Source organism: Stenotrophomonas sp. STEN008, from assembly GCF_056760435.1.
In genome coordinates this window covers 1-23844 of sequence record NZ_JBRRET010000007.1, presented here as the reverse complement: position 1 = coordinate 23844, position 23844 = coordinate 1, and the positions used below count along the sequence as shown (strand labels likewise).

17 protein-coding genes and 1 pseudogene are annotated in these 23844 nt (G+C 67.0%); 11 read left to right on the top strand and 7 right to left on the bottom strand.

Features of this window, described 5'->3' with window-relative positions:
* The 7 genes from ACVOME_RS05415 (at nt 1) to ACVOME_RS05385 (ending at nt 11949) form a co-directional block, all read left to right on the top strand.
* Nucleotides 1-3057 (top strand): TonB-dependent receptor, encoded by a 3057-nt coding sequence (locus ACVOME_RS05415; RefSeq protein WP_053516885.1) that lies wholly within the window; start codon nt 1-3, stop codon nt 3055-3057.
* A 177-nt stretch (nt 3058-3234) separates the two neighbouring features.
* The gene (locus tag ACVOME_RS05410) at nt 3235-4839 is read left to right on the top strand and encodes a glucoamylase family protein (RefSeq protein WP_053516886.1); all 1605 of its coding nucleotides are present in this window, start codon (nt 3235-3237) and stop codon (nt 4837-4839) included.
* Between the two features lie 25 nt (nt 4840-4864).
* Nucleotides 4865-6187: a sugar ABC transporter substrate-binding protein gene (locus ACVOME_RS05405; RefSeq protein ID WP_440210869.1), complete on the top strand. Its 1323-nt coding sequence runs from the start codon at nt 4865-4867 to the stop codon at nt 6185-6187.
* On the top strand, nt 6184-7065 hold the full coding sequence (locus ACVOME_RS05400) for a carbohydrate ABC transporter permease (RefSeq protein WP_065175483.1): 882 nt from the start codon (nt 6184-6186) through the stop codon (nt 7063-7065). The genes ACVOME_RS05405 and ACVOME_RS05400 overlap by 4 nt, the downstream gene beginning before the upstream one ends.
* Nucleotides 7062-7898, top strand: coding sequence for a carbohydrate ABC transporter permease (locus tag ACVOME_RS05395; protein ID WP_053516890.1), 837 nt, complete (start codon nt 7062-7064; stop codon nt 7896-7898). The genes ACVOME_RS05400 and ACVOME_RS05395 overlap by 4 nt, the downstream gene beginning before the upstream one ends.
* On the top strand, nt 7895-11062 hold the full coding sequence (locus tag ACVOME_RS05390; RefSeq protein WP_481504813.1) for a discoidin domain-containing protein: 3168 nt from the start codon (nt 7895-7897) through the stop codon (nt 11060-11062). Before ACVOME_RS05395 ends, ACVOME_RS05390 begins: the two co-directional genes overlap by 4 nt.
* Before the next feature lie 2 nt (nt 11063-11064).
* The gene (locus ACVOME_RS05385) at nt 11065-11949 is read left to right on the top strand and encodes an endonuclease/exonuclease/phosphatase family protein (protein WP_065181951.1); all 885 of its coding nucleotides are present in this window, start codon (nt 11065-11067) and stop codon (nt 11947-11949) included.
* A gap of 111 nt (nt 11950-12060) precedes the next feature.
* Here the strand turns inward: ACVOME_RS05385 and rne are convergent, their stop codons facing one another.
* A complete protein-coding gene (gene rne, locus ACVOME_RS05380; protein WP_262218745.1) occupies nt 12061-15291 on the bottom strand; it encodes a ribonuclease E in 3231 nt (1076 codons plus the stop codon).
* A gap of 408 nt (nt 15292-15699) precedes the next feature.
* On the opposite strand from rne, the gene ACVOME_RS05375 reads away from it, so the two are divergent.
* On the top strand, nt 15700-16674 hold the full coding sequence (locus tag ACVOME_RS05375; protein WP_481504812.1) for an RluA family pseudouridine synthase: 975 nt from the start codon (nt 15700-15702) through the stop codon (nt 16672-16674).
* A 147-nt stretch (nt 16675-16821) separates the two neighbouring features.
* Here the strand turns inward: ACVOME_RS05375 and zupT are convergent, their stop codons facing one another.
* From zupT to ACVOME_RS05360, 3 genes are all read right to left on the bottom strand, one after another.
* A complete protein-coding gene (gene zupT / locus ACVOME_RS05370) occupies nt 16822-17631 on the bottom strand; it encodes a zinc transporter ZupT (protein ID WP_111186415.1) in 810 nt (269 codons plus the stop codon).
* Between the two features lie 96 nt (nt 17632-17727).
* Entirely contained in the window at nt 17728-18141 is a 414-nt protein-coding gene (locus ACVOME_RS05365; protein ID WP_053516898.1) for an energy transducer TonB, read from the bottom strand.
* Nucleotides 18138-18488: a 4a-hydroxytetrahydrobiopterin dehydratase gene (locus ACVOME_RS05360; RefSeq protein ID WP_065181954.1), complete on the bottom strand. Its 351-nt coding sequence runs from the start codon at nt 18486-18488 to the stop codon at nt 18138-18140. The genes ACVOME_RS05365 and ACVOME_RS05360 overlap by 4 nt, the downstream gene beginning before the upstream one ends.
* A 90-nt stretch (nt 18489-18578) precedes the next feature.
* Here ACVOME_RS05360 and ACVOME_RS05355 point away from each other — a divergent pair, with 90 nt between their 5' ends.
* Complete coding sequence (locus ACVOME_RS05355; protein ID WP_065175480.1) at nt 18579-19178, top strand: NfuA family Fe-S biogenesis protein; 600 nt, start codon at nt 18579-18581, stop codon at nt 19176-19178.
* A gap of 10 nt (nt 19179-19188) precedes the next feature.
* Complete coding sequence (locus ACVOME_RS05350; protein ID WP_481504811.1) at nt 19189-20949, top strand: hypothetical protein; 1761 nt, start codon at nt 19189-19191, stop codon at nt 20947-20949.
* 121 nt (nt 20950-21070) lie between these two features.
* On the opposite strand, the gene ACVOME_RS05345 is transcribed toward ACVOME_RS05350, so the two are convergent.
* Both ACVOME_RS05345 and ACVOME_RS05340 read right to left on the bottom strand, forming a co-directional pair.
* Entirely contained in the window at nt 21071-21484 is a 414-nt protein-coding gene (locus ACVOME_RS05345) for a barstar family protein (RefSeq protein WP_164152668.1), read from the bottom strand.
* The gene (locus tag ACVOME_RS05340) at nt 21481-21939 is read right to left on the bottom strand and encodes a guanyl-specific ribonuclease (RefSeq protein WP_180875611.1); all 459 of its coding nucleotides are present in this window, start codon (nt 21937-21939) and stop codon (nt 21481-21483) included. Before ACVOME_RS05340 ends, ACVOME_RS05345 begins: the two co-directional genes overlap by 4 nt.
* 218 nt (nt 21940-22157) lie before the next feature.
* Between ACVOME_RS05340 and ACVOME_RS05335 the strand changes: the two genes are divergently transcribed.
* Entirely contained in the window at nt 22158-22769 is a 612-nt protein-coding gene (locus tag ACVOME_RS05335; protein ID WP_049458515.1) for a superoxide dismutase, read from the top strand.
* Nucleotides 22770-22944: 175 nt separating this feature from the next.
* Here the strand turns inward: ACVOME_RS05335 and ACVOME_RS05330 are convergent.
* Nucleotides 22945-23682: pseudogene (locus ACVOME_RS05330) on the bottom strand (endonuclease/exonuclease/phosphatase family protein); the annotation flags it as partial.
* Between the last annotated feature and the right edge of the window lie 162 nt (nt 23683-23844).

Sequence of the window (23844 nt, the reverse complement as noted above, 5' to 3'; positions counted from 1 at the left end):
ATGATGCATTCCACTATCCGCACGCCGGCGCGCCGGCTGCTGAGCACCGCACTGGTCAGCTGCCTGATGCTGGCCGCCGCCCCGAACGCCCTGGCGCAGTCGGCCAACGCCAGCCTGCGCGGCCAGGTTGCCGGCGCACAGGCCGGTTCGGAGGTCACCGCCACCAACGTTGCGACCGGCACCGTGCGCCGCGGCACCGTCCGCGCCGACGGCAGCTACTCGCTGATGGGCCTGGACCCGGGCACCTACGACGTGGTGGCCAACGGCCAGACCCAGAAGGTCACCGTGACCGTGGCCTCCACCGCCACCCTGAACTTCGCTGGCGCTGCCAGCAGTACCCCGGGTTCAACCGCGGCCACCAACCTGGACACCGTCAACGTCGTCGCGCCGACCCTGCTGCAGGAAGTGCGCACGTCCGAAGTCGGCAAGACCGTCAGCCTGCAGCAGATCCAGACCACTCCGCAGGTGTCGCGCAACTTCCTGGAGTTCGCCGATGCGGTGCCGGGCCTGATCTTCACCCGTGATGCGAAGGGCAACACCTCGCTGCGCGGCGGCGCCACCAATGCCGATGGCACCAACGTGTACATCGATGGCGTGGGCCAGAAGAGCTACGTCAAGGGCGGCGGTGTGGCCGGCCAGTCCGGCAGCGCCGGCAACCCCTTCCCGCAGCTGGCCATTGGCGAATACAAGGTCATCAGCGGCAACTACAAGGCCGAGTACGGCCAGGTCTCGAGCGCTGCGGTGACCGCCGCGACCAAGTCCGGCACCAACGAATTCAAGGGTGAGGCGTTCTATCGCTACACCGACGAGGACATGCGTGCCAAGACCCCGGCCGAACGCCAGGGCGGCAAGGACAAGCAGGTGTCGGCCGAGAAGGAATACGGCTTCGCGCTGGGCGGCCCGATCATCCAGGACAAGGCCCACTTCTTCGTGACCTACGAAGCCAAGCGCTTCGACCTGCCGGTCACCATCGCACCGGACGGTGCGGTCACCGGTGCCGCCGGTCTGCTGCCGCCCGCCGGCGCCGCCGGTCTCGGCCCGGCCAGCCAGCCGTTCCAGCAGGACCTGATCTTCGGCAAGATCGACTTCGAGCCGACCGACAACGATCGCATCGAGCTGACCTTCCAGGACCGCGACGAAACGCAGTCGCAGTTCAGTGGCCAGACCTCGCCGGAAGCCGGCCGTGAAGTGGTCAATACCGACCGTCGTTACGCGCTGCGCTGGAACCACAGCGGCGAGCGCTACTACAACGAATTGATGGTCACCCACGAAGATTCGTTCAACAACCCGACCCCGCTGACCCTGGCCAACGGCATCACCTACACCGCGCCGGACGGTCCTGAAGACCGCACGATCGTGAAGATCGGTGGCGCCTCGGCACTGGACTCGCAGGTGAAGGGCCAGAAGGGCTGGTCGATCGAAGACAACCTGACCCTGGATGGCATCCAGTGGGCTGGCGACCACACCATCAAGATGGGCGTGAAGTACAAGCAGATCGACCTGTACGCTTCCGATGCGGCGCAGATCAACCCGACCTTCACCTACACCCTGGGTGATCCGGACTTCCCGGATTCCATTCCGTACAAGGCGCAGTTCGTCAAGCCGGTGACCGGCGTGTCGGGCGTGTCCGGCGAAGTACGCTCCAAGTCCAAGCAGTACGGCGTGTTCATCCAGGACGACTGGCAGGTCAATGACCACCTGCAGCTGAACATCGGCCTGCGCTGGGACTACGAGAAGACCCCGTCCTACCTGGACTTCGTGACCCCGCAGCAGGTGGTCGATGCCATCTATTCGCAGGATCCGCGCGCACCCGCCGGTCAGACCTACGCCGATTCGCTGGCGCTGGGCGGCCTGGACATCAGCGACTACATCAGCAACGGTCACAACCGCAAGGCATTCAAGGATGCCTGGCAGCCGCGCCTGGGCTTCTCGTATGACATCAACGCCGACGAGCAGCATGTGATCCACGGTGGTGCCGGCCGTTCCTACGACCGCGACCTGTTCGACAACCTGCAGCTGGAGACCACCAAGCTGGCCCTGCCGCAGCCGACCATCTACTTCCGCAACCCGGCCACCGGGACCTGCATCAACGGTCAGGCCGCCTGCTACGACTGGAATCCGAACCTGCTCAACGGCATCGGCAACCTGCAGGCGCTGGTGGGTTCGACCAGCAACGCCGGCCTGGAGGTCGACCTGCTGAACAACAAGCTGAAGGCGCCGTACTCGGATCAGTTCAGCCTGGGCATGAGCAACCAGATCGGTGACTGGCTGACCGATGCCACCATCGCCCGCACCCTGAGCTACGACGGCTTCGCCTTCACCCTGGGCAACCGTTACCCGACCGGCCAGTTCTTCGATGATCCGCGCCTGTGCGGCGGTACCGAGCCGGGCCTGAGCCAGGCCTGGAGCTGCAACGTGCCGGGCTTCGGCAGCCTGATCATCGGCCAGCAGGGCATCAAGACCCGTGCCACGCAGGTGCTGCTGTCGGCGCAGAAGCCGTTCACCAAGGAAAGCGGCTGGGGCACCTCGATCGCCTACACCTGGACCACCGCACGCCACAACCGCGACATCAACGAGAAGTACGCCTTCGACCGTGGCCTGATCGGCGATTACCCGACCATCCGTTCCAACGGCGCTCCCCGTCACCGCCTGGTGGTGACCGGTTCGTACGCGGGCTTCTGGGGCATCACCTTCGGCGGCAAGATCACCCTGGCAACGCCGACGGCCGTCAACGACTGGTACCCCGTGCCGCAGGCCAGCGGCTACACCCTGCCGACCCCGCAGGCGGCCGTGCCCAACGCCAACGGCAAGTTCCTGGTGGGTGGCAAGATCTTCGGCTACCGCTCGGTCGACCTGCAGGCGACGAAGACGTTCAAGATGCCGGGTGATACCGAGCTGTACGCTCGCCTGGACATCATCAACGTGTTCGATTTCGACAACTTCTCCACCTACAACTACGTCAAGACCAACGGCAAGCTGCAGGCCAGCTACAACGAGACCGGTGACATCATCGGTACGCCCCGCCAGATCAAGGCGGAAGTGGGCTTCCGCTTCTAAGCGGGTACGCCTGCTGCAGGAGTCGATGCCGCCGGTTCGCCGGCGGCATCGGCAACTGCGATGATCGCGCTGTCAGGCCACGTTCCCGTGGCTTTTTTAAATGTGTGGTTTGTAAACGATTTCAGATCATTGGACGTTATGCTTTCCCATCGATCAGTCCACCGGAGGAACCGCGCCATGCAGGCACGCCACCTGTTGTCCGCCGCAGCGATGACCCTGGCCATCGCCGCCTGCAAGCCGGCCCAGCAGGAGCCCGCCAAACCCCGGCCGCCGGTGATCCTGATCGAGGCCGATGCACCGCCGCGGCCGATGAAGCCGGAACTGCCGCCGCTGTTCGATGACATTGAACGCCGCACCTTCCAGTTCTTCTGGGACACCACCAATGAAGTGAACGGCCTGACACCGGACCGCTATCCGTCACGCCCGTTCGCCAGCATCGCCTCGGTCGGCTTCGCGCTCACCGCCTATCCGATCGGCATCGAGAATGGCTGGGTCAGCCGCAACCAGGCGATCGACCGCACGCTGACGACGCTGAAATTCTTCCGTGACGTGCCGATGGGCCCGCAGCGCACCGGCAAGGCCGGCTACAAGGGCTTCTACTATCACTTCCTGGACATGCAGGAAGGCCGCCGTTACGACAGCTGGGTCGAACTGTCGTCGGTGGATACCGCGCTGCTGATGATGGGCGTGCTGTTCGCGCAGTCCTATTACGACGGCGATGATCCGCGCGAGAAGGAAATCCGGCAGATTGCCGATACCCTGTACAGGAAGATCGACTGGCCGTGGCTGCAGCAGCGCGCGCCGCTGATCTCGATGGGCTGGTTCCCCGAAAGCGGCTTCATCGACCACGACTGGATGGGCTACAACGAGGCGATGATGGTGTACATCCTTGCCCTCGGCTCGCCCACGCATCCGGTCAGCCCCGACGCATGGACGGTGTGGACCCGGACCTACGACAACGACTGGGGCGTCTACCAGGGCCAGGAATACCTGTCCTTCGGGCCACTGTTCGGCCACCAGTACAGCCATGTCTGGATCGATTTCCGCGATATCCAGGATGCCTACATGCGCGAGCGCGGCAGCACCTACTTCCTCAACAGCCGCTCGGCCGCGTTGGCCCAGCGCGAGTACGCCATCGCCAACCCGATGCAGTGGAAGGAGTACGGTGAGAACGTGTGGGGACTGACCGCCAGCGATGGTCCGCAGAACACCACCCAGGAATATCGCGGCGAGCAGCGCCAGTTCCGCCACTACTCCTCGCGCGGCGCCGGCCTGCGCGAGAACTTCGACGACGGCACCATCGCGCCGACCGCGGCGGTGGCCTCGATCGTGTTCGCCCCGGAGCAGGTCATTCCGGCCACGCTGGAGATGCACAAGCGCTTCGGCGATTACATCTATTCCAGCTACGGCTTCCTGGATTCGTTCAATCCCAGCTTCAGCTACGACATTCCGATCAAGACCGGGCGCCTGGTGCCGGACCGTGGCTGGGTCGCCAGCGACTACATCGCCATCGACCAGGGCCCGATCCTGACCATGATCGCCAACTACCGCAACGACTTCGTGTGGGAAGTCATGAAGAAGAACCCCTACATCCGCAAGGGGCTGGAGCGCGCCGGATTCAGCGGCGGCTGGCTGGCCCCCGAGGGCTCGTTCCAGCCGCTGGAACTGCAGAAGGACGAGAAGGCTGCATCGGCGCGCGCGGTCGGCATCGCCGAGTCACGCGCGGCCGCCGCACAGGAACAGAAGAACAATGCCAACCGCACCACAGGCCAGGGAAAGTAACGCTGTGCAGAACTGGCTCCATCGCATGCGCCGCTGGGCGCTGCCGGCCCTGGCCGCGCTGGTCGTGGCGGGCTGCGCCCGTACCGAACCGGGCACCACCACCGTGCGCTTCTGGGCGATGGGGCGCGAAGCGGAAGTGGTCAGCGAGCTGATCCACGAATTCGAGGCCGAGAATCCCGGCATCAAGGTGGATGTGCAGAACATCCCATGGACCGCGGCGCACGAGAAGCTGCTCACCGCGTTCGCCGCCGATGGCCTGCCCGATGTCTGCCAGCTGGGCAACACCTGGGTTCCCGAATTCGCCGAGCTCGATGCGCTGACGCCGCTGCAACCGTTCGTGCAGCGCTCGGCGGTGGTCGACCCGAAGGATTACTTCCAGGGCATCTGGGATACCAACGTGATCCATGGCGAGCTGGTGGGCGTGCCGTGGTACGTCGATACCCGCCTGATCTATTACCGCAAGGATCTGCTGGCCAAGGCCGGTTATGACCACCCGCCGCGGACCTGGCAGGAGTGGAACGAACAGATGGCGGCGATCAAGCGCATGCAGGGCCCGAACCGCTATGCCGTGCTGATGCCGATCAACGAGTTCGAGCAGCAGCTGTCGCTGGCGTTGCAGCAACCCGATCCGCTGCTGCGCGACGACGATACCCGTGGCAACTTCTCCAGCCCGGGCTTCCGCCGCACGCTGGCCTTCTACGCCAACATGTTCGAGCAGGGCTGGGCGCCGAAGATGTCCGAGACGCAGATCTCCAATGTCTGGGATGAATTCTTCCGCGGTTTCAACGTGTTCTACATCTCCGGCCCCTGGAACATCCGCGAGTTCAAGAAGCTGCAGCCGAAGGCGCTGGAAGGGCAGTGGGGCACCGCTGCGTTGCCGGGCCCGGATGGCCCCGGTGCGGGCATCGCCGGCGGTACCAGCCTGGTGATCTTCCGCAAATCGCAGCAGAAGGAAGCCTCCTGGAAGCTGATCGAGTTCCTGTCGCGCCCGGAAATCCAGGCCCGTTTCCATTCGATCATCGGTGATCTGCCGCCGCGTCGCAGTGCCTGGGATGCACCGTCCCTGGCCGGTGATCCGCTGGCGGCGGCGTTCCGCGACCAGCTGGAGCGGGTCAGGCCGACGCCCAAGGTGCTTGAGTGGGAGCGCATCGTGCAGGAAATGCGCATCGTCACCGAAAAGGTGGTGCGCGGCGGGATGCCTCAGGACGACGCCGTGGCCGAGCTGGACCAGCGCGTGGACAAGGTGCTGGCCAAGCGTCGCTGGATGCATGAACAACAACGCCTGCAGGAGCGCGCGCCTTCGCCGACGCGCTCAAGCAGCACCCTGGCCGACGGGAGCGCGCAATGAAACGAACTTCGCTGGCCGGATGGATCTTCGCAGGCCCATCGCTGATCGTGCTGGGGGTGTTCTTCGGCCTGCCGGTCGCCTCGGCGCTGGCGCTCAGCGTCACCGACTTCGACCTGTACGCATTGGCCGACAGCAGCAACCTGCGTTTCGTCGGCCTCGGCAACTACATCGACCTGCTGCAGACGCCGATGTTCTGGAAGTCGCTGTGGAACACCAGCTACTTCGTGCTGATCGGTGTGCCGCTGTCGATCGGTGTGTCACTGGGCGCGGCGATGCTGCTGAACGCGCCTGCCGCGCGTTTCAAGGCGCTGTTCCGCACCGCGCTGTTCGCGCCGGTGGTGACCACGCTGGTGGCGGTGGCGGTGATCTGGCGCTACCTGTTCCATACCAGCTATGGCCTGGTCAACTACGGCCTGGGCCATCTGGGCATCAGCCCGATCGACTGGCTGGGCGATCCGAACTGGGCGATGCCCACCATCATGCTGTTCGCGGTGTGGAAGAACTTCGGCTACAACATGGTGATCTTCCTGGCCGGCCTGCAGGCGATCCCGCATGATCTGTACGAAGCGGCGCGGATCGACGGTGCCTCGCGCTGGAAGCAGTTCCTGCACATCACCCTGCCCATGCTCGGCCCGGTGCTGCTCGTGGTCGGAGTGATCACCGTCTCCGGCTACTTCCAGCTGTTCGCCGAGCCTTACGTGATGACGCGTGGCGACCCGCTGCAGAGCACGGTCAGCGTGCTGTATTTCATGTTCGAGGAAGGCTTCAAGTGGTGGAACCTGGGACGCGCCTCCGCGGTGGCATTCCTGCTGTTCCTGATCATCCTGGCGGTGACCACCGTGATGCTGCGCTTTGGCCGCAGGAGGCAGTTGGTATGAGTCGTGAAATCGGCCAGTCGCGCTGGCATCCGTGGTGGATCAACGGCGCGTTGCTGGTGCTGGCCCTGGTCAGCCTGGCGCCGCTGCTGTGGATGGTCTCGGTCTCGTTCATGCCGCAGGGCGAGGCCAGCCATTTCCCGCCTCCGCTGTTGCCCTCGCAGGTGACCACCCACAACTACCACGAGCTGTTCGCGCGTACCGGCATGGGCGGCAATTTCGCCAACAGCCTGCTGGTGTCGCTGGCGATCACGCTGGGCTCGCTGCTGCTCAATACGATGGCCGGCTATGCGTTCGCCAAGCTGAATTTCGTTGGCCGTGAGCGCCTGTTCCAGGTGTTGATGGCGGCGCTGGTCATTCCCGCCCAGGTGGCGATGCTGCCGCTGTTCCTGCTGATGAAGCAGCTGGGGCTGGTCAACAGCTTCGGTGGCGTGATCGTGCCGGCGCTGGCGAGCGTGTTCGGCATCTTCCTGGTGCGGCAGTACGCGCGGTCGATCCCGGACGAACTGCTGGAGGCCGCGCGCATCGACGGGGCAGGGGAGCTGCGCATCTTCTTCCAGATCGTGCTGCCGATGCTCAAGCCGGTGCTGGTGACCCTGGCGATCTTCACCTTCATGGGCGCATGGAACGATTTCATGTGGCCGCTGATCGTGTTGACCGATCAGGAGCACTACACTTTGCCGGTGGCCCTGGCCACCCTCTCGCGCGAACACATCATGGACGTGGAAATGATGATGGCCGGCGCGGTGGTTACCGTGGTTCCGGTGCTGGCACTGTTCCTGGTGCTGCAGCGGTACTACATCCAAGGATTGTTGCTGGGGAGCGTGAAGGGATGAAGGGTGCGATCGCCGTTGGACTGGGCCTGTTGTGGACCTCCCTGGCGATCGCCGCCCCTCCGGCGCTGCCGGCGCCGAAGGTGCTGGACGACTTCGACGATGTCAGTGCCTGGAAGCTGGTGCTGTCCGACCAGGTCAGCGGCTCGCTGCGCCCGGTCAGCGGCGCGGGTGGCGGCCGCGCGCTGTGCCTGGATTACGACTTCCACAACGTGTCGGGCTACGTCGGCATCCGTCGCGCGCTGGCGGTTGAGTATCCGGTCAACTACCGCTTCGGCTTCCAGCTGCGCGGTGATTCACCGGCCAATGATCTGCAGTTCAAGCTGATCGACGCCAGCGGTGACAACGTGTGGTGGGTCAACCGCCCCGGTTACAGTTTTCCCAGGTCGTGGACGCCGGTCGAGTACCGGCGTCGGCAGATCGACAAGGCGTGGGGGCCGTCGCCGGAGAAGGAAATGGCGCGCAGCGCCGCGGTCGAGTTCACGATCTACAGCAAGGTCGGCGGACGCGGCACGGTGTGCTTCGACAGACTGACCCTGCAGGGCCTGCCCGCACGGGACGAATCGCCGCTGCGGCCGGAGGTGATTGCCGACACCGCCACGGCGCTGCAGGACCGGATGGTGGACGGCAAGAGCGATACCTTCTGGATCAGCGGTGGGGTGAAGCAGCAGACCATCAGCCTGGACCTGCACAAGAGCCGCGAGATCGGCGGCGCGGTGATCGACTGGCTGCCGGACCTGCAGGCGACCCACTACACCGTGCGCACGTCCGTGGACGGACGCGACTGGCGCACGGTACGCGAGGTGACCGCCGGCGGCGGTGGCCGTGACTGGCTGGCGCTGCCGGAAACCGATGCGCGCTATGTGCGCTTCGACCTGCAGGGAGGTCCGAACTGGCGCTATGGCATTCGTGACATCACGCTCAAACCGCTGGACTTCGCAGCCACGCCCAATGCATTCCTGTCGTCGGTTGCCGCTGACCTCCCACGCGGTGCGGTACCGCGCGCGTTCGTGGGCGAACAGCCGTACTGGACCCTGCTGGGTCTGGATGGCGGCCAGCAACAGGCGCTGATCAGCGAAGACGGTGCGCTGGAGCCTGCCAAGGCCAGCTTCAGCATCGAGCCGTTCGTCCGCCTGGATGGCAAGCTGATCGCCTGGAGCGATGTGGCCATCACCCAGTCGCTGCAGGATCGCTACCTGCCCATCGCCAATGTCGACTGGGTGCATGAGAAGGTGGGGCTGGCGGTCACCGGATTCGTGCAGGGCACGCCCGAGCGTGCGCAGCTGATCGGTCGCTACCGCCTGAGCAATCCGGACAAGGTGGCCCACGAGTACACGCTGGCGTTGGCCATCCGCCCCTGGCAGGTCAATCCGCCAACCCAGTTCCTCAACACCACCGGCGGCTTCAGCCGCATCGACAGCCTCGACGTCGGCGAGCAGCTGGTCCGCATCAATGGCGAGCCACGCATCTACCCGCTGCAGGTACCTGATGCGCGTTTTGCCACCTCTTTCGATGGCAAGCTCGATGCCATGCACCTCGCCTCGGGCAAGCTGCCGGCGACGACCACGGTGAAGGACAGCACCGGCATGGCGTCGGGCGCGCTGCTGTACACGATCACCCTGGAACCCGGGCAAAGCCGCGAAGTGGCGGTGGTACTGCCGCAGACCGGTGGCTGGGCGCCGCAGGCCGTGGACGTGGCAAAGGCGCAGCAGCAGGTTGCCGACATGTGGCGTGCCAAGCTCGGCGTGGTGTCGCTGCAGGTTCCGAAGGCGGGCCAGCCGATGGTCGACACGCTGCGCACCGCGGTAGCGCACATGCTGATCTCGCGCGTCGGGCCAAGCCTGCAGCCGGGCACGCGCTCGTATGCGCGCAGCTGGATCCGCGACGGCGCGATGATCTCCGAAGGGTTGCTGCGCATGGGCCGCAGCGACGCGGTGCGTGACTACCTCAACTGGTATGCGCCGTTCCAGTTCGAGAATGGCAAGGTGCCGTGCTGCGTCGACGCACGTGGCAGCGACCCGGTGCCGGAGAACGACAGCCATGGTGAGTTGATCTACAACATCGCCGAGTATGGCCGCTACACCGGCGACAGCACGTTCATGGAACTGATGTGGCCGCATGTGCAGGGGGCCTATCAGTACATGGAGCAGCTGCGTGCCAGCGAGCGCACCGAGGAGAACCGTGCACGCAACCCGGCCTTCTACGGGATGATGCCGGCCTCGATCAGCCACGAAGGTTACTCGGCCAAGCCGATGCATTCGTACTGGGACAACTTCTGGGCGCTGCGTGGCTACAAGGACGCTGCGCTGCTGGCAACCCAGCTGGGCAAGGTGGAGGCGATGCAGATCGCCGAGTCACGCGATCAGTTCCGCGACGACCTGCAGGCATCGCTGCTGTCGGCCATGCAGCAGCACAGCATCGATTACCTGCCGGGCTCGGCCGAGCTGGGCGATTTCGACGCGACATCGACGACCATCGCACTGGCGCCCGGGGGCGAGCAGGGCCGGCTGCCGCAGCAGGCCCTGGAAGCAACCTTCGAGCGTTACTGGAAGGAATTCGTCGCGCGTCGCGATGGCAAGCGCGAATGGAAAGACTACACGCCGTATGAGTGGCGCAACGTCGCCGCCTTCGTGCGCCTGGGCTGGCGCGACCGCGCCTGGCAGGCGACCGAGTTCTTCTTCAAGGACCGTGCCCCGCAGGCATGGAACCAATGGGCGGAAGTGGTCTCGCGGACACCGCGCAAGCCGTTCTTCGTCGGCGACCTGCCGCATGCATGGGTCGCGTCGGATTTCGTGCGCTCGGCGCTGGACATGTTCGCCTACAGCCGCGACATGGATGAGTCACTGGTGCTGGCCGGCGGCGTTCCAACGGCCTGGCTGCAGGGTGAGGGCATCGCGGTGCAGGGCCTGCGTACGCCGCAGGGGCAGTTGAACTATCGGCTGCGGCGCAGTGACAAGCTGCTGGTGCTGGAGGTGCAGCCCGGCCTGGTGCCACCGGCTGGAGGCGTCGTGCTTCCGTGGCCCTATGCGGGCGAACCGGGTGACGCCACCATCAATGGCGCGCCGGGTGAATGGATCGACCGCGAACTGCATGTGCACGAACTGCCGGCCCGCGTCGAGATCGAAGTGCCGGCGGCGGTGCGTCGCTCCGAGCGCAAGGGACAGTAAGCATGGGTAGGAAGGCATGGCGTGCGCGCGCGGCAGCGTGCGCACTAAGCATGGCGATCGCGCTGGCGCTGCCTGCCGCGGCGGTGGCGGACGTGCCACGGGCGGACGATGGGGACGCAGCCGCCCGCTCGCCTGGCATGGGCATGGTCACCTTCAACCTGCACCACGACCGCGAGGACTGGCCCAGCCGGCGTCGTACCATCCTGGCAGAACTCAAGCGCCTGCAACCTGATGCGATCGCGCTGCAGGAAGTGATCCAGCGGCGCAACGTGCGCAACCAGGCGCAATGGCTCGCCAGCCAGCTGGGCTACCGATACGTGTTCGTGTCCACCGATCCGGTCGGCGCGCCCAAGCGCTACGGCAACGCACTGTTGACGCGACAGCCGATCCTCGCCCAGGGCGAGCACCTGCTGCTGCCGCTGGACGACTACCGCACCGTGGCGCACCTGCGCATCGAGGTGGAGGGCCGGCCAGTCAACCTCTATGCAACCCATCTCAATGAGCGCAGCGATGAAAGCGGCAAGCGCATCCGGCGGACGCAGGTGGAAGATCTGCTGCGCTTCATCGCCGCAACGTCGGATGGCGCGCCGGTGGTGATCGCAGGCGACTTCAACGCACTGGTCGATGCGGGTGACCTGAGCGAGCTGCGCAGCCACTATGGCGACAGCTATGGCAGCGTGCATGTGAACACCGACCTGGCGGCTGTCAGCACCCTCAACCGGCATTACTACCAGGCGCCCTCGCGGATCGATCACATCTTCTTCCAGCAGGATCAGCTGGTTGCACGGGAGGCCAGGCTTCTGTTCGACCAGCCGGATGACAGCGGGCGCTGGGCTTCGGATCATTACGGCGTCTGGACGCGATTGCAGTTCGCGCCGAAACCCTGAACAACGACCCAGCGGCCTATCCCCGGTCGGCACGATACAGCCCGATGCACAAACAGAAACGGCGGGGATCATCGATCCCCGCCGTTCTGCTGTCACCCGATCAACGAGCGGTCAGTTGGCCGGCGGCGTGCGCTTGGCGGCCTCGTCGTCCTCTTCGTCAGCCTTGGCTTCGGCCGCCTGGGCGGCAGCATCGGCATGGCCATCCGCGACCGGGTCGAGGGTCGGCGTCACGACGGCATCGGCGACCGGTGCAGGGGCCTCCACCGACGGGGCTTCCACGGCCACCGGTGCGACCGGGGCTTCGGCAACCACAACAGGTTCGACGACCGGCTTCACTTGAACCACCGGGGCCGCCTCAACAGCCACCGGTGCGGTCTCAGGCACGGGCGCTGCCTCAACAGCCGCCGGCTTCGATTCCACGACGGGTGCAGGCTCGACCACGACCGGCTTCACGTCCACCACAGGGGCCGCTTCGGCCACTACCGGCGTTGCTTCGATCACCGGTGCGGCGTCCGCCGACGGGGTTGCCGCCGCCACGGGCTGTGCGGGTGTCGCGGCGTCGATGGCGTCGAGCATGCTGGTCTGCACCGGCGAGGGCGCCGGTTCTGCCTTGGCAGCGGTCTCGACCGGTGCCGGAGGCGCGGCGGTCACCGGCGCGGCGGCTTCAACCACGGCGCTGCTGACCACGGCGGCCGGTGCGGCGGCGACAGCGGCCGCAACGCGGGCCGGCTTCTCGCCTTCGACGATGGACGGCTCGACGTCATCATCGAAGTCGAACTCCGGCTGCGAGCGGGCGGGCTGCGTGGCTGCAACCGGTGCTGACCCGGCAGCGTGGTCGACACGCGGCTCGGCGCTGTCGGTGCTGTCGGCGTCATCGCCTTCGTCACCGTCATCCTGGTCTTCGCCCAGCGGATCGGTGCCGGCCGCATTCTCGGCGCCACCACGGCGGCGGCGGCGGCCACCACGACGACCGCGACGACGGCGGGTCGCGCCTTCGCCGGCCTGCTCGCCCGTGGTGTCGGCAGGTGCCTCTTCGCCCGTCACGGCAGTGGCGTCACCTTCAACGGCGGTGACAGGCGCGACTTCGGCCGGCGCCGCGGTTTCGACCGGCGGCTGTGCGACCACCGCCGCGACCGGCGCCGTAGCCTCCCGCGCGGTCACCGCAGCAGCGGTGATGGCACTGGCCGCCACCGCAGCGGACGCCGTCGCCGTGTCGGTCTGGGCTTCTGCGGCACCACGCTGCGGCTTCTCGGCCGGCTTGTCGCCGTCCTGCTGCGGACGCGGCTGCTTCGGCTGCTTGAGCTTCGGCTGCTGCTGCGGGTTCTGGCCCTGCTGCTCGTTGCGCGGCTTGTTCTGCTGCTGCGGCTGCTGGCCGTCCTTCTGCTTGCCCTGCGGCTGGCCGTTGCCGTTCGGGTTGCCATTGCCGCCCTGACGACCGTCCTTGCGCTGTTCGCCGCGATCCTTGCGGTTGCCGCCCTCCTTCTGCTGCTGCGCATTGCCGTTGCCGCGATTGTCGTCGCGACGGTCCTTGCGGTCCTTGTTGCGATCCTTGTTGCGCTCCCTGCGGCCACCGTCCTGCTGCGGCTGGCGGGCGGCCGGCGGCGCCGGGGCGGGTGCCGGCTCACCACCGAACACGCGCTTGATCCAACCGATCACGCCACCGCCGGTCGACGGGGCGGCGGGCGCAGCCACCACCGGCGCGGGTGCCGCTGCAGCCGGCTCCACTTCCTCACGCACCGGGGCGGGGGAGGTGTGCTTGACCTGGGTCACCACCGGCGGCGGGATGTTCAGCTGGCCCTTGGTGAGGGCGTGCACAGGCAGCTTGCGCGGAGTGCCACGCTGGTAGCTCGGACGGCTGCTTTCCTCGCCCAGTTCGTTCTCACGCAGGCGGGTGACCGTGTAGTGCGGGGTATGCAGCTGCTCGTCGGCGACGATCACGATCGGCGCTTCATGGCGCTGTTCGATTTCGCGCAGCGCGCTGCGCTTCTCGTTCAGCAGGTAATTGGCGATCTCCACCGGCGCCTGCACCAGCACCTGCCCGGTGTTCTCCTTCATCGCGTGCTCTTCGGCCACGCGGATGATCGACAGCGACAGCGACTCGACGCTGCGCATGCGGCCGTGGCCATCACAGCGCGGGCAGACGATCTGGCTCGATTCGCCCAGGCTCGGGCGCAGGCGCTGGCGGCTCATTTCCAGCAGGCCGAAGCGCGAGATGCGGCCGACCTGCACGCGTGCGCGGTCGTACTTCAGCGCGTTGGCCAGGCGGTTCTCGACCTCGCGCTGATGCTTGTTGGAGGACATGTCGATGAAGTCGATCACCACCAGGCCGCCCAGATCGCGCAGGCGCAGCTGGCGGGCCACTTCCTCGGCCGCTTCCAGATTGGTCTGGAAGGCGGTGTCCTCGATGTCGCTGCCCTTGGTCGCACGCGAGGAGTTCACGTCGACGGCGGTCAGTGCTTCGGTCTGGTCGACCACGATCGAGCCGCCCGACGGCAGGCGCACGTTGCGCTCGTAGGCGCCTTCGATCTGCGATTCGATCTGGAAGCGGTTGAACAGCGGGATGTCGTCCTTGTAATGCTTGAGCTTGCGCAGGGTCTGCGGCATCACCTGCTGCATGAACTCCTTGGCGTGCTCGTACATCTCCTCGGTGTCCACCAGGATCTCGCCGATGTCGGCGCGCAGGTAGTCACGCAGGGCGCGCACGATCAGGCGCGATTCCTGGTAGATCAGGAACGGGGCCGGCTTGCTCAGCGCCGCCTCGGCGATCGCCCGCCAGACGCTGAGCAGGTAGTCCAGATCCCACTGCAGCTCTTCCGCATCGCGGCCGACGCCGGCGGTACGGATGATCACGCCCATGTCGTCGGGAATGTTCAGCTTGTCCAGTGCGTCCTTCAGGGCAGCCCGGTCTTCGCCCTCGATGCGGCGGGAGACGCCGCCGGCACTTGGCGAGTTCGGCATCAGCACCATGTAGCGGCCGGCCAGGGAGATGAACGTGGTCAGGGCGGCGCCCTTGTTGCCACGCTCTTCCTTGTCGACCTGGACCACCACTTCCTGGCCTTCCTTGAGCAGCTCGCGGATGCCGGCCTTGTTGTGGTCGACACCGGCCTGGAAGTAGTCGCGGGAGATTTCCTTCAGCGGCAGGAAGCCATGGCGGCCACCGCCATATTCGACGAAGGCGGCTTCCAGCGAGGGCTCGATGCGGAAGATCCGGCCCTTGTAGATGTTGGACTTCTTCTGTTCCTTCGACGGCTGCTCGATGTCGATGTCATACAACGACTGGCCATCCACGATGGCAACACGCAGCTCTTCAGCCTGCGTGGCGTTGATCAGCATTCGCTTCATTGTTGCGTTCCTCGCAAGCGGCTACCGCGCGGAACGCCATGGGGTTTCGCCTCTGGATACGGCTCGCCCCCCATTCGCGCAAGCGCGGGGAGGGGGGCTTGGGTTTCCAGCGCTACGACACCACGGCAGGCCGCGGGAGCGCTTCACTCATATGGTTTTTGGGGTGTTGCAGGGCCGCAGGCAGCTGTCAGCCAGGCTGGAGCGCCACGCGGGACATGTTCAGCACGGTTGCGTGTCAGGCATCCGGCGATGGCCGGGAAGGCCGGTGAGCCGCTAACATGGCCGCCCCGCGGGCGGTGGTCGCGCACTGTGCCGGATTCGTCGGAAGCTGGGCTTCTGGCCCTGAGTAACTTCCAACGAAATCAATCCCTTATCTCGCCCCCCGAGTGTAACAGAATAAACAGCCTGATGACCGCCCAAGACCCCACCAAGCCAGCTGGCGACAAGCCATCCGTGCGCATGATCACCGTTCCCGCCGACCGCGCCGGCCAGCGCCTGGATAATTTCCTGCTCGGCCAGCTGAAAGGGGCCCCGCGCAGCCTGGTCTACAAGCTGGTGCGCAGCGGTCAGGTGCGGGTCAATGGCGGCCGCGCCAAGGCCGAGCGCAAGCTGGAGGCGGGCGACGAGGTGCGGGTGCCGCCGGTTCGTCTCACCGAGGAGGGAGACAAGGCTGGCCCTCCCGAGTCGTTCATGCGCCGTCTGGAACAGGCCATCGTCTTCGAGGACGCACGGCTGCTGGCGCTGAACAAACCCTCGGGCGTGGCCAGTCATGGCGGCAGCGGGATCAGCTTCGGCGCCATCGAGACCCTGCGCGCCCTGCGCCCGGGCCAGACGCTGGAACTGGTGCACCGTCTCGACCGCGATACGTCGGGCCTGCTGGTGGTGGCCAAGAAGCGCTCGGCGCTGAGCGAGCTGCAGGCGCTGCTGCGTGAAGACCATGGCGCCGGCATCCGCAAGCGTTACCTGACCCTGCTGACCGGACGCATGCCCGACGGGGTGATGACGGTGGACGCGCCGCTGCACGTGGGCCTGCGCCAGGGCGGTGAGCGACATGTCCAGGTCAATGTGATCGGCAAGGAATCGATCAGTCATTTCCGCGTGCTGGAGCGGCGTGGGGGCCATTCCTATTGCGAGGTGCGCATCGAGACCGGCCGGACCCATCAGATCCGGGTGCACGCCCAGCATCTGGGGCATGCGGTGGCCGGTGACGACAAGTACGGCGATCCTGCGGTGAACAAGCGGCTTCGTGAGCAGGTCGGCCTGAAGCGGTTGTTCCTGCACGCGGCCTCGCTGGAGTTCGCGCTGGACGACGGCAAGACCCCCTACGTGCTGAACGCTCCGCTGGCGGATGAGTTGGTCGAGGCGCTGGACCGCCTGCGCTGACGGCGGTTCGGCGGCGCCGGGCGCTGGGTCGGCACCGTCGCTTCCCTGCGATGAGGGGCTTGTCGCTTTCTTTGCTCGTGCAAAGAAAGCAACCAAAGAAACACGCCGCCAGCCGCGAGGGGGCTCAGCCCGTTGGCCGCAACCCGCTCACCACTTGAACAGCACCAGGCTGACCGCCAGCGTTCCCATGCCTGCAACCAGGCCGTACACCGTTTCGTGACCCTTGGCGTAGCGCTTGGCCGCCGGCAGCAGTTCATCCAGGGCCAGGAACACCATCACGCCGGCGATCAGGCCGAACACCCAGCCGAACGTGGCGTGCGACAGCGATCCGGACAGCAGCCAGTAGCCCAGCATGGCCCCCACCGGCTCGGCCAGGCCCGACAGCAGGCTGGCGCCGAACGCATAGAGCTTGTTCTGGGTGGCGAAGTACACCGGGACCGCGATTGCGATGCCCTCGGGAATGTTGTGGATGGCGATGGCGAAGGCCAGCGGCATGCCCACCGACGGGCTTTCCAGCGTAGCGAAGAAGGTCGCCAGCCCTTCCGGGAAATTGTGTGCGGTGATCGCCACCGAGGTCAGCAGCGCGACCCGCTTCAGGTACTCACGGCTGTTCTCGCGGAACGCAGGGTCCTGCTTGTCCAGGCTGTCGTGCGGATTGGGAATGAAGTGATCGATCAGCACGATCACGATCACACCGGCCAGGAACGCCAGCGTGCCGTAGGTGAAGCCGGTGCGCTCGCCATAGGCCAGGGCGAACGACGCGATGGACTTGTTGAGGATCTCCGACAGCGACACGTAGACCATCGCGCCGCCGGCGAAGGCCAGGCCGAACGCCAGCAGGCGCGGGTTGGGGCGGCGCGAGAACAGCACCAGCAGGCTGCCGATGGCGGTCGCCAGGCCGGCCGCGAGGGTGACCGCCAGCGCGATCCAGATGTTTTCGGGGGGGATCTGCAGCATGTACCGACGCGGTCCTGGTCAACAGACAACCGCCCCGGGCACTGCCGGGGCGGCAAGGGCGAGGCGGGCGTCGGCTGGCCTCGTCATGGTGTGCGGTCAGCCGCCGCGGCGCAGGCGCTCTTCCACCGCGAAACACTGGTCCGGCTTCGGCTGCGGCGGGTTGAAGCTGACCGGCACCTGGATGGTGGCGGGCACGGCCTGGCCATTGCGGGTGGCGGCCTTGAACTGCCAGCCCTGCACGGCATTCCTGGCCAGCTCATCCAGCTGCGGGTTGCCCGCGCCGCTCAGCAGGGTCACTTCGCTGGGCTTGCCGTCGGTGCCGATGGTCACCTTGAAGGTGCTGGTGCCGCCCGTACCGGTACAGGCCAGCTCGAGCGGGTACTGGGGTGGCGGCGTCTTCACCGCAGCCACCTCGGTCGGCGGCGGCACGGGCGGCGACGGCTCGGAGGCGCCACAGCCGGCGAGGCCGGTCACAGCGATCAGGGACAGGCTCAGCACTCGCACATTCATGGCAGTTGCTCCGTGAGGGCCGATGTCTTGGCCGCGCAGATGAAGTCGTTCTCGCTCAGGCCGCCGACGTCGTGGGTCGAATAGCGCACCACGGCGCGGTCGTAGTGCACGCCCAGGTCCGGGTGGTGATCCTCGTGGTGGGCGATCCAGGCCAGTGCATTCACAAAGGCCATGGTGGCGTAGTAGTCCTTGAAGCGGAAGGTGCGCAGCAGCGCCTGGCCGCCTTCGGTCAGTTCCCAGCCGGGAATCTGCGGCAGCAGCTCGGCCAGGCGGGCCTCGCCCAGCTTGTGGTCGCTGCCTTTGCGCGGCACGCAACGGGCCTGGGCCAGTGGAATCAGGTCGGCCATGGGAATCTCCACCTCGTGTTGACTGAACAATGCGCCGGACGGTGTATAAACCGAATGAGCGGTTGACACTTACTTGGCTAGAATAGCCTGATGATCCAGATCTCCGACACTGCCCAGACCCATTTCCGCAAGCTGATCGAACGCGAGGGCGCGCCCGGCATGGGCGTACGCCTGAGCGCGGTCGATCCCGGCACTCCGCGTGCCGATGCGCGGCTGGAATTCGCCGAACCCTCGGACCTGCACGGCGACGAGTGGGCCGTGGACTGCGACGGGTTCACCCTGTATGTCGACGCCGGCAGCGTCGGCTGGCTCGATGGCGCGGAGATTGACATCGTGGCCGGCGCGGCAGGTGCCCAGCAGTTGACCATCAAGGCGCCGCGCATCAAGGGCGAAGCGCCCGGGGAGGCCGCTTCGCTGGTCGAGCGCGTGCACTGGGTGGTGGAGAATGAAATCAATCCACAGCTCGCCTCCCATGGCGGCAAGGTCGCAGTGCAGGAAGTCTCGGCCGAGGGCGTGGTGCTGCTGCGTTTCGGTGGTGGCTGCCAGGGCTGTGGCATGGCCGATGTGACCCTCAAGCAGGGCATCGAAAAGACCTTGATGGGCCGGGTGCCCGGCGTGACCGCAGTGCGCGACGCGACCGACCACGACAGCGGCCACGCACCGTACATCCCGCGCGGCAACGCCGCCTGATCGCCGACGCGTGCCTCTGCCCAGAGCCGAGCAACTCATCGACCTGCTGCTGGCGCGCCAGCAGCAACCGATCATCCTGGAGAAGAACACGCGCCTGCCTTATGGCTGGGCGCTGTGGCTGCGCTCGCTGAGCCCGTTGCCACGCCCGTTCCATGCCCGCGAGGTGATCGCGGTGCTGCTGCCCAGGCCTCTGCCGGGACGCCCCGGGACGCTGCCGGCGCTGCCCCGCTGGCAGGCGCTGCGGCGCCTGTTGTGGCAGGACTGGGAGCCGGCGCCGCGTGACCAGCGCTGGATGCGCTGGACGTCGGCCGTCGCCAGTGCATTGCTGCACCTGCTGTTCTTCCTGCTGCTGCTGTGGGTGGCGGTGATCCGCACCTCGGTGCCCGCCGAGCAGGGATCCGACGGTGAGCGCGTGCAGATCGAGTTTGTCGGCCGCGCCAGCCAGGAGGGCGGAGGCGACCAGCCCGGCGCCGAATCGGCTGCAGCAGCTGCAGCCGGCCGCACGGCTGCAGGAGACGCGGCAGGATCGGCAACTGCGCCGCAGCCGCGACCGGTCGCGGCGCGCCCGCAGCCATCCCCTGCTGCGGCCCCCGCTGCCGCCAGTACGCCTCCGCAAGCCATGCCGACCGAGCCGGCCCCACCGGCCACGCCGCCGCCTTCGCCGGTCCAGGCGACCGACGTGGCGCAGGCCACGACCGATTTCGTGGTGCCGCCGGTCAGCGTGCCGCGCACCGAAGTGAGCATCGTGCCGCGCGACACAACGCCCAGCGTACGCGAGCGCAGCGTGCAGCCGCTGGAGGCGCCGCCCACACCGCAAGCGCTGCGCACACCGGATGTGCAGGTGAGGGTGCCGCAGATCCGCCAGCCGCAGGTGCAGGAACGTGAGGTGGCCATCGTGGAGACACCCGTCGTGGCTCCGGCGGTGCGCGCAGCGGAAGTACCGATCCGCGTTCCGCAGCAGGATGTGCAGGTGCGCGAACGCGAAGTGCAGGCGGTTGTCGATCCGCAGGTGCGGATGGCGCCGATCGCAGGCCGTGAGCCTGCAGTACGGGCGCCCGCGGGCCGCGACGTGCAGGTGCGCGAACGTGAGGTGGCGTCTGCACCGGTCGCTTCGCCTGCGCCTTCCGGTGGCAGTGCCGCAACCTCCGCCCCCGCAGCCCAGGGCAGCGCGGCTGCGGTGAGCAGTCCCGCGGCGCGCCCATCAGCCGCCGCCACGACACCGGCACAGGCCGGTGCCCGCCCGACGCCGACCCCGGGCAACTGGGCTACGCCGGCCCGGGGCGACGACTGGGGGGCCTCGGATCGCACTCGTGATGGCGCCCGCAGCGGCGCCGCGCAGGCGAGCAGCGCGGGCCGGGGCAACGGCCTGTTCAACGCCGACGGCAGCGTGCGTGTACCGGGGCAGGACGGCCCCGGCAATGCGCAGCGTGGCGCTCCCGGGGGGGACAACGACGGCTGGAGCAAGGAACGCATCGCCCAGTCGGGGACATGGCTGAAGCGACCGCCCTACGACTACACGCCCACCTCGTTCGACAAATACTGGGTGCCGCAGGAGTCGCTGCTGGCCGAGTGGGTGCGCAAGGGCGTCAAGGCGATGGAGATTCCGCTTCCCGGCACCAGCACCCGGATTTCCTGCGTCATCTCCATTCTGCAGGCGGGTGGCGGCTGCGGCCTGACCGACCCGAACATGCAGGACCAGCCGGCCGTGGCCCGGCCGCCGCCGGATATCCCGTTCAAGAAGGAACTGCAGGAAGACAATGGGAGCCGCTAGCGGCTCCCATTGTCCACGCATGTTTCCTTATCCCCGCGCCGTTGGCGCGCCCCCTTTGAACAACAAGGGGGCTCTTCGCCGGAACCATTGCGGGCGGCCGGCCTTGGTCGGCGTCGCCCCTTTACCCGCTCTGTGACAGGAACACCCAGAACGGCACGTCGCGGCCGACCCAATCCCGGCTGGCTTCGTCCAGCACGTCGAGCAGGGTGTCGAAATCCTTGGCTGCGCCAGCGCGCAGCGCGTCGACATCCGCCAGGAACAGCGCATAACCGCTGGCCGGCAGCCACTGCAGGTCGCGAAGATTGTCCGACAGGGCATCCCAGTTGCCGCCGAAGCCGGCCGGGAAGTCCAGCTGCGCGGACAGCCGCGCCAGCAGGGTGCGCTTGTCGGTCACGCCCTCCAGATCGATGCGGATCACCTTCAGGCCGGCATCGCGCATGGCCGCGGCAAGCGCGCCGATGTCCGCGCTGTCGATGGCATACACGCCGGCGTTGTTGATGTCGTGCAGGCCGAGGCCGAAATCATCGTGGCTCATCGAGCGTCTCCGGGGGATGGAACGGTGAAGCTGCGGAATGAGCCGTAATGGTCATCGGTGTAGTACCACGCCTCTGCCGGATCGCCGCCCGTGACGATGCGGCGTGCCCCCCGGTTGCCCGCACCGGGGGTGTCGACCGTGTACTCGCGGTAGTAGCCACGCGGCCGCTGCGGCAGGCGCTGCTCGCGGTTGCCGAAGGTGCTGCCATCCTGGCGGTGCGGGAAGGGCCCGCCCCGCTGGATCAGGGTGATGGTCTGGCGTGCTTCGGCGGGAAGGAAGGCGGGCAGGCCGTTGCGTGCGCCATCGCCGTGTGCCGGGGTGGGGGCAGTCCGGGTCGGGGCGCCCTGCAGGTCCGGCGCGAACTGCGGTGCCGGCGGCCGCTGCATGACGTGGTTGACGACCAGGCCGAGCAGCAGCAGGGCGATGGCAGTGATCAGCAGCCGGGGGTTGCGCATGGGCACGAACGGGTGAGGGTGGTGCATGCACTGTAGCGCCTGTGCGCTGCACGCTGCATGAGGAACCGCCGCGTCACCGCTGCGTAACAATTGCCGGCATGCTCACCGGCAGGACGCAATTTCCTTTACATCCCCCTTGGTAATCTAGTGGTCTGTCCCCATCATTCACCGCGCTACACCCGACACCGTCGGGTGCCCTCGCAATCAGGAGATGCATCATGGCCTATACCCTGCCCAAGCTGTCCTACGCCTACGACGCGCTGGAGCCGCATATCGACGCGGCGACGATGGAGATCCATCACACCAAGCATCACCAGACCTACATCAACAACGTCAACGCGGCGCTGGAAGGTACCGAGTACGCTGACCTGCCGGTGGAAGAGCTGGTGAAGAAGCTGAAGTCGCTGCCGGAGAACCTGCAGGGCCCGGTGCGCAACAACGGCGGTGGCCATGCCAACCACTCGCTGTTCTGGACGGTGATGGCGCCGAACGCGGGCGGCAACCCGGTGGGCGACGTGGCCAAGGCCATCGACAAGGACCTGGGCGGTTTCGACAAGTTCAAGGACGCCTTCACCAAGGCGGCGCTGACCCGCTTCGGCAGCGGCTGGGCATGGTTGAGCGTCACCCCCGACAAGAAGGTCGTGGTGGAAAGCACCGGCAACCAGGACAGCCCGCTGATGGAAGGCAACACGCCCATCCTCGGTCTGGACGTGTGGGAGCACGCGTACTACCTGAAGTACCAGAACCGTCGTCCGGAATACATCGGCGCGTTCTTCAACGTCATCGACTGGAACGAAGTCGAGCGCCGTTACCAGGACGCGATCGCCTGAAGGCGGTGACGGGATGACATGAGAAGGCCGGGGGAGACCCCGGCCTTTTTGTTTGCCAGCTTCTGGACGTCGGGCGGGACCTGGTGGGTGCCGACCTTGGTCGGCACGGGCGATGGTGCGAGCGCGGTGGGAATGTGCCGACCAAGGTCGGCACCCACCGGAGCCAAGGGCGGGCCTATTCCGCGGTGGCCGTATCGCCCTGCAGGCGCAGGGTGGCCATCATCCCCAGGCGCAGTCCAGGCAGCTCGCCGTCGGCAGGCAGCAGGATGGGCTGCTGGCGGATGCCACCGAAATGCTTGACCTGGAACAGGACATCCAGGCCATGGCCGCTGGCGCCGCCGGCACCGGAAGCTGACGCTTCCGCCCGGCCGCCCGGGCTGCGCCGGGCCGGCTGGAAGCCCGGCGTAGCGCGCACCAGTTCCACCGTGCCGGCGGAAAAATCGCCTGCGATCACACTGGGCAGGCCTTCTGCGGTCGCGCTGATCCAGGCCATGAGATCGCTGGTCTGGTGCTGGCGGGCCGCCGCTTCATCCGGCTCCGGGCGCAGGCGGGTCACGTAGACATTGACCAGGGCCTCGCCCAGCCGCAGCCGCATCATGCCCGCCGCGCTGAACGTACCGGGCGGGTGCAGCAGGGTCACGCCATCCTCGCTGACCGGCAGCCGCGTCAGCATCGCATTGCCGTGCCGCAGCGGCTGGCTGGGCGGGTCGGCCGTGACGAAGTCGCAGCTGTAGCGCAGCCGATTGGCCAGCCAGCAGGCCGGGTTGCGCCCCTGCTGCTGCCGTACCTGCTGCACCGAGATGACGTCCGGCTGCAGCTCGGTCAACAGCTGCGCCACCTGTTCGCGGCGTTGCTTCCACTGCGCATCGTCCCGCCCGGGCAGTTCCAGGGCCGCCACGGTCAGCTGCCGGGCCTGCGCGTCGAGGGTAGGGGTGTCCGCCGCCGGCGGCCGCCGCGCCCCCCCCCAGGCGACCCCCCACCACCCCCCCCCCCGCACCGGGCGGGCCGGGGCGGGGGGGCGCCGAAACAAAAAGTTAACGCGGGTGGGGGCGGGTGGCGGGGCGTAACGCCGGGG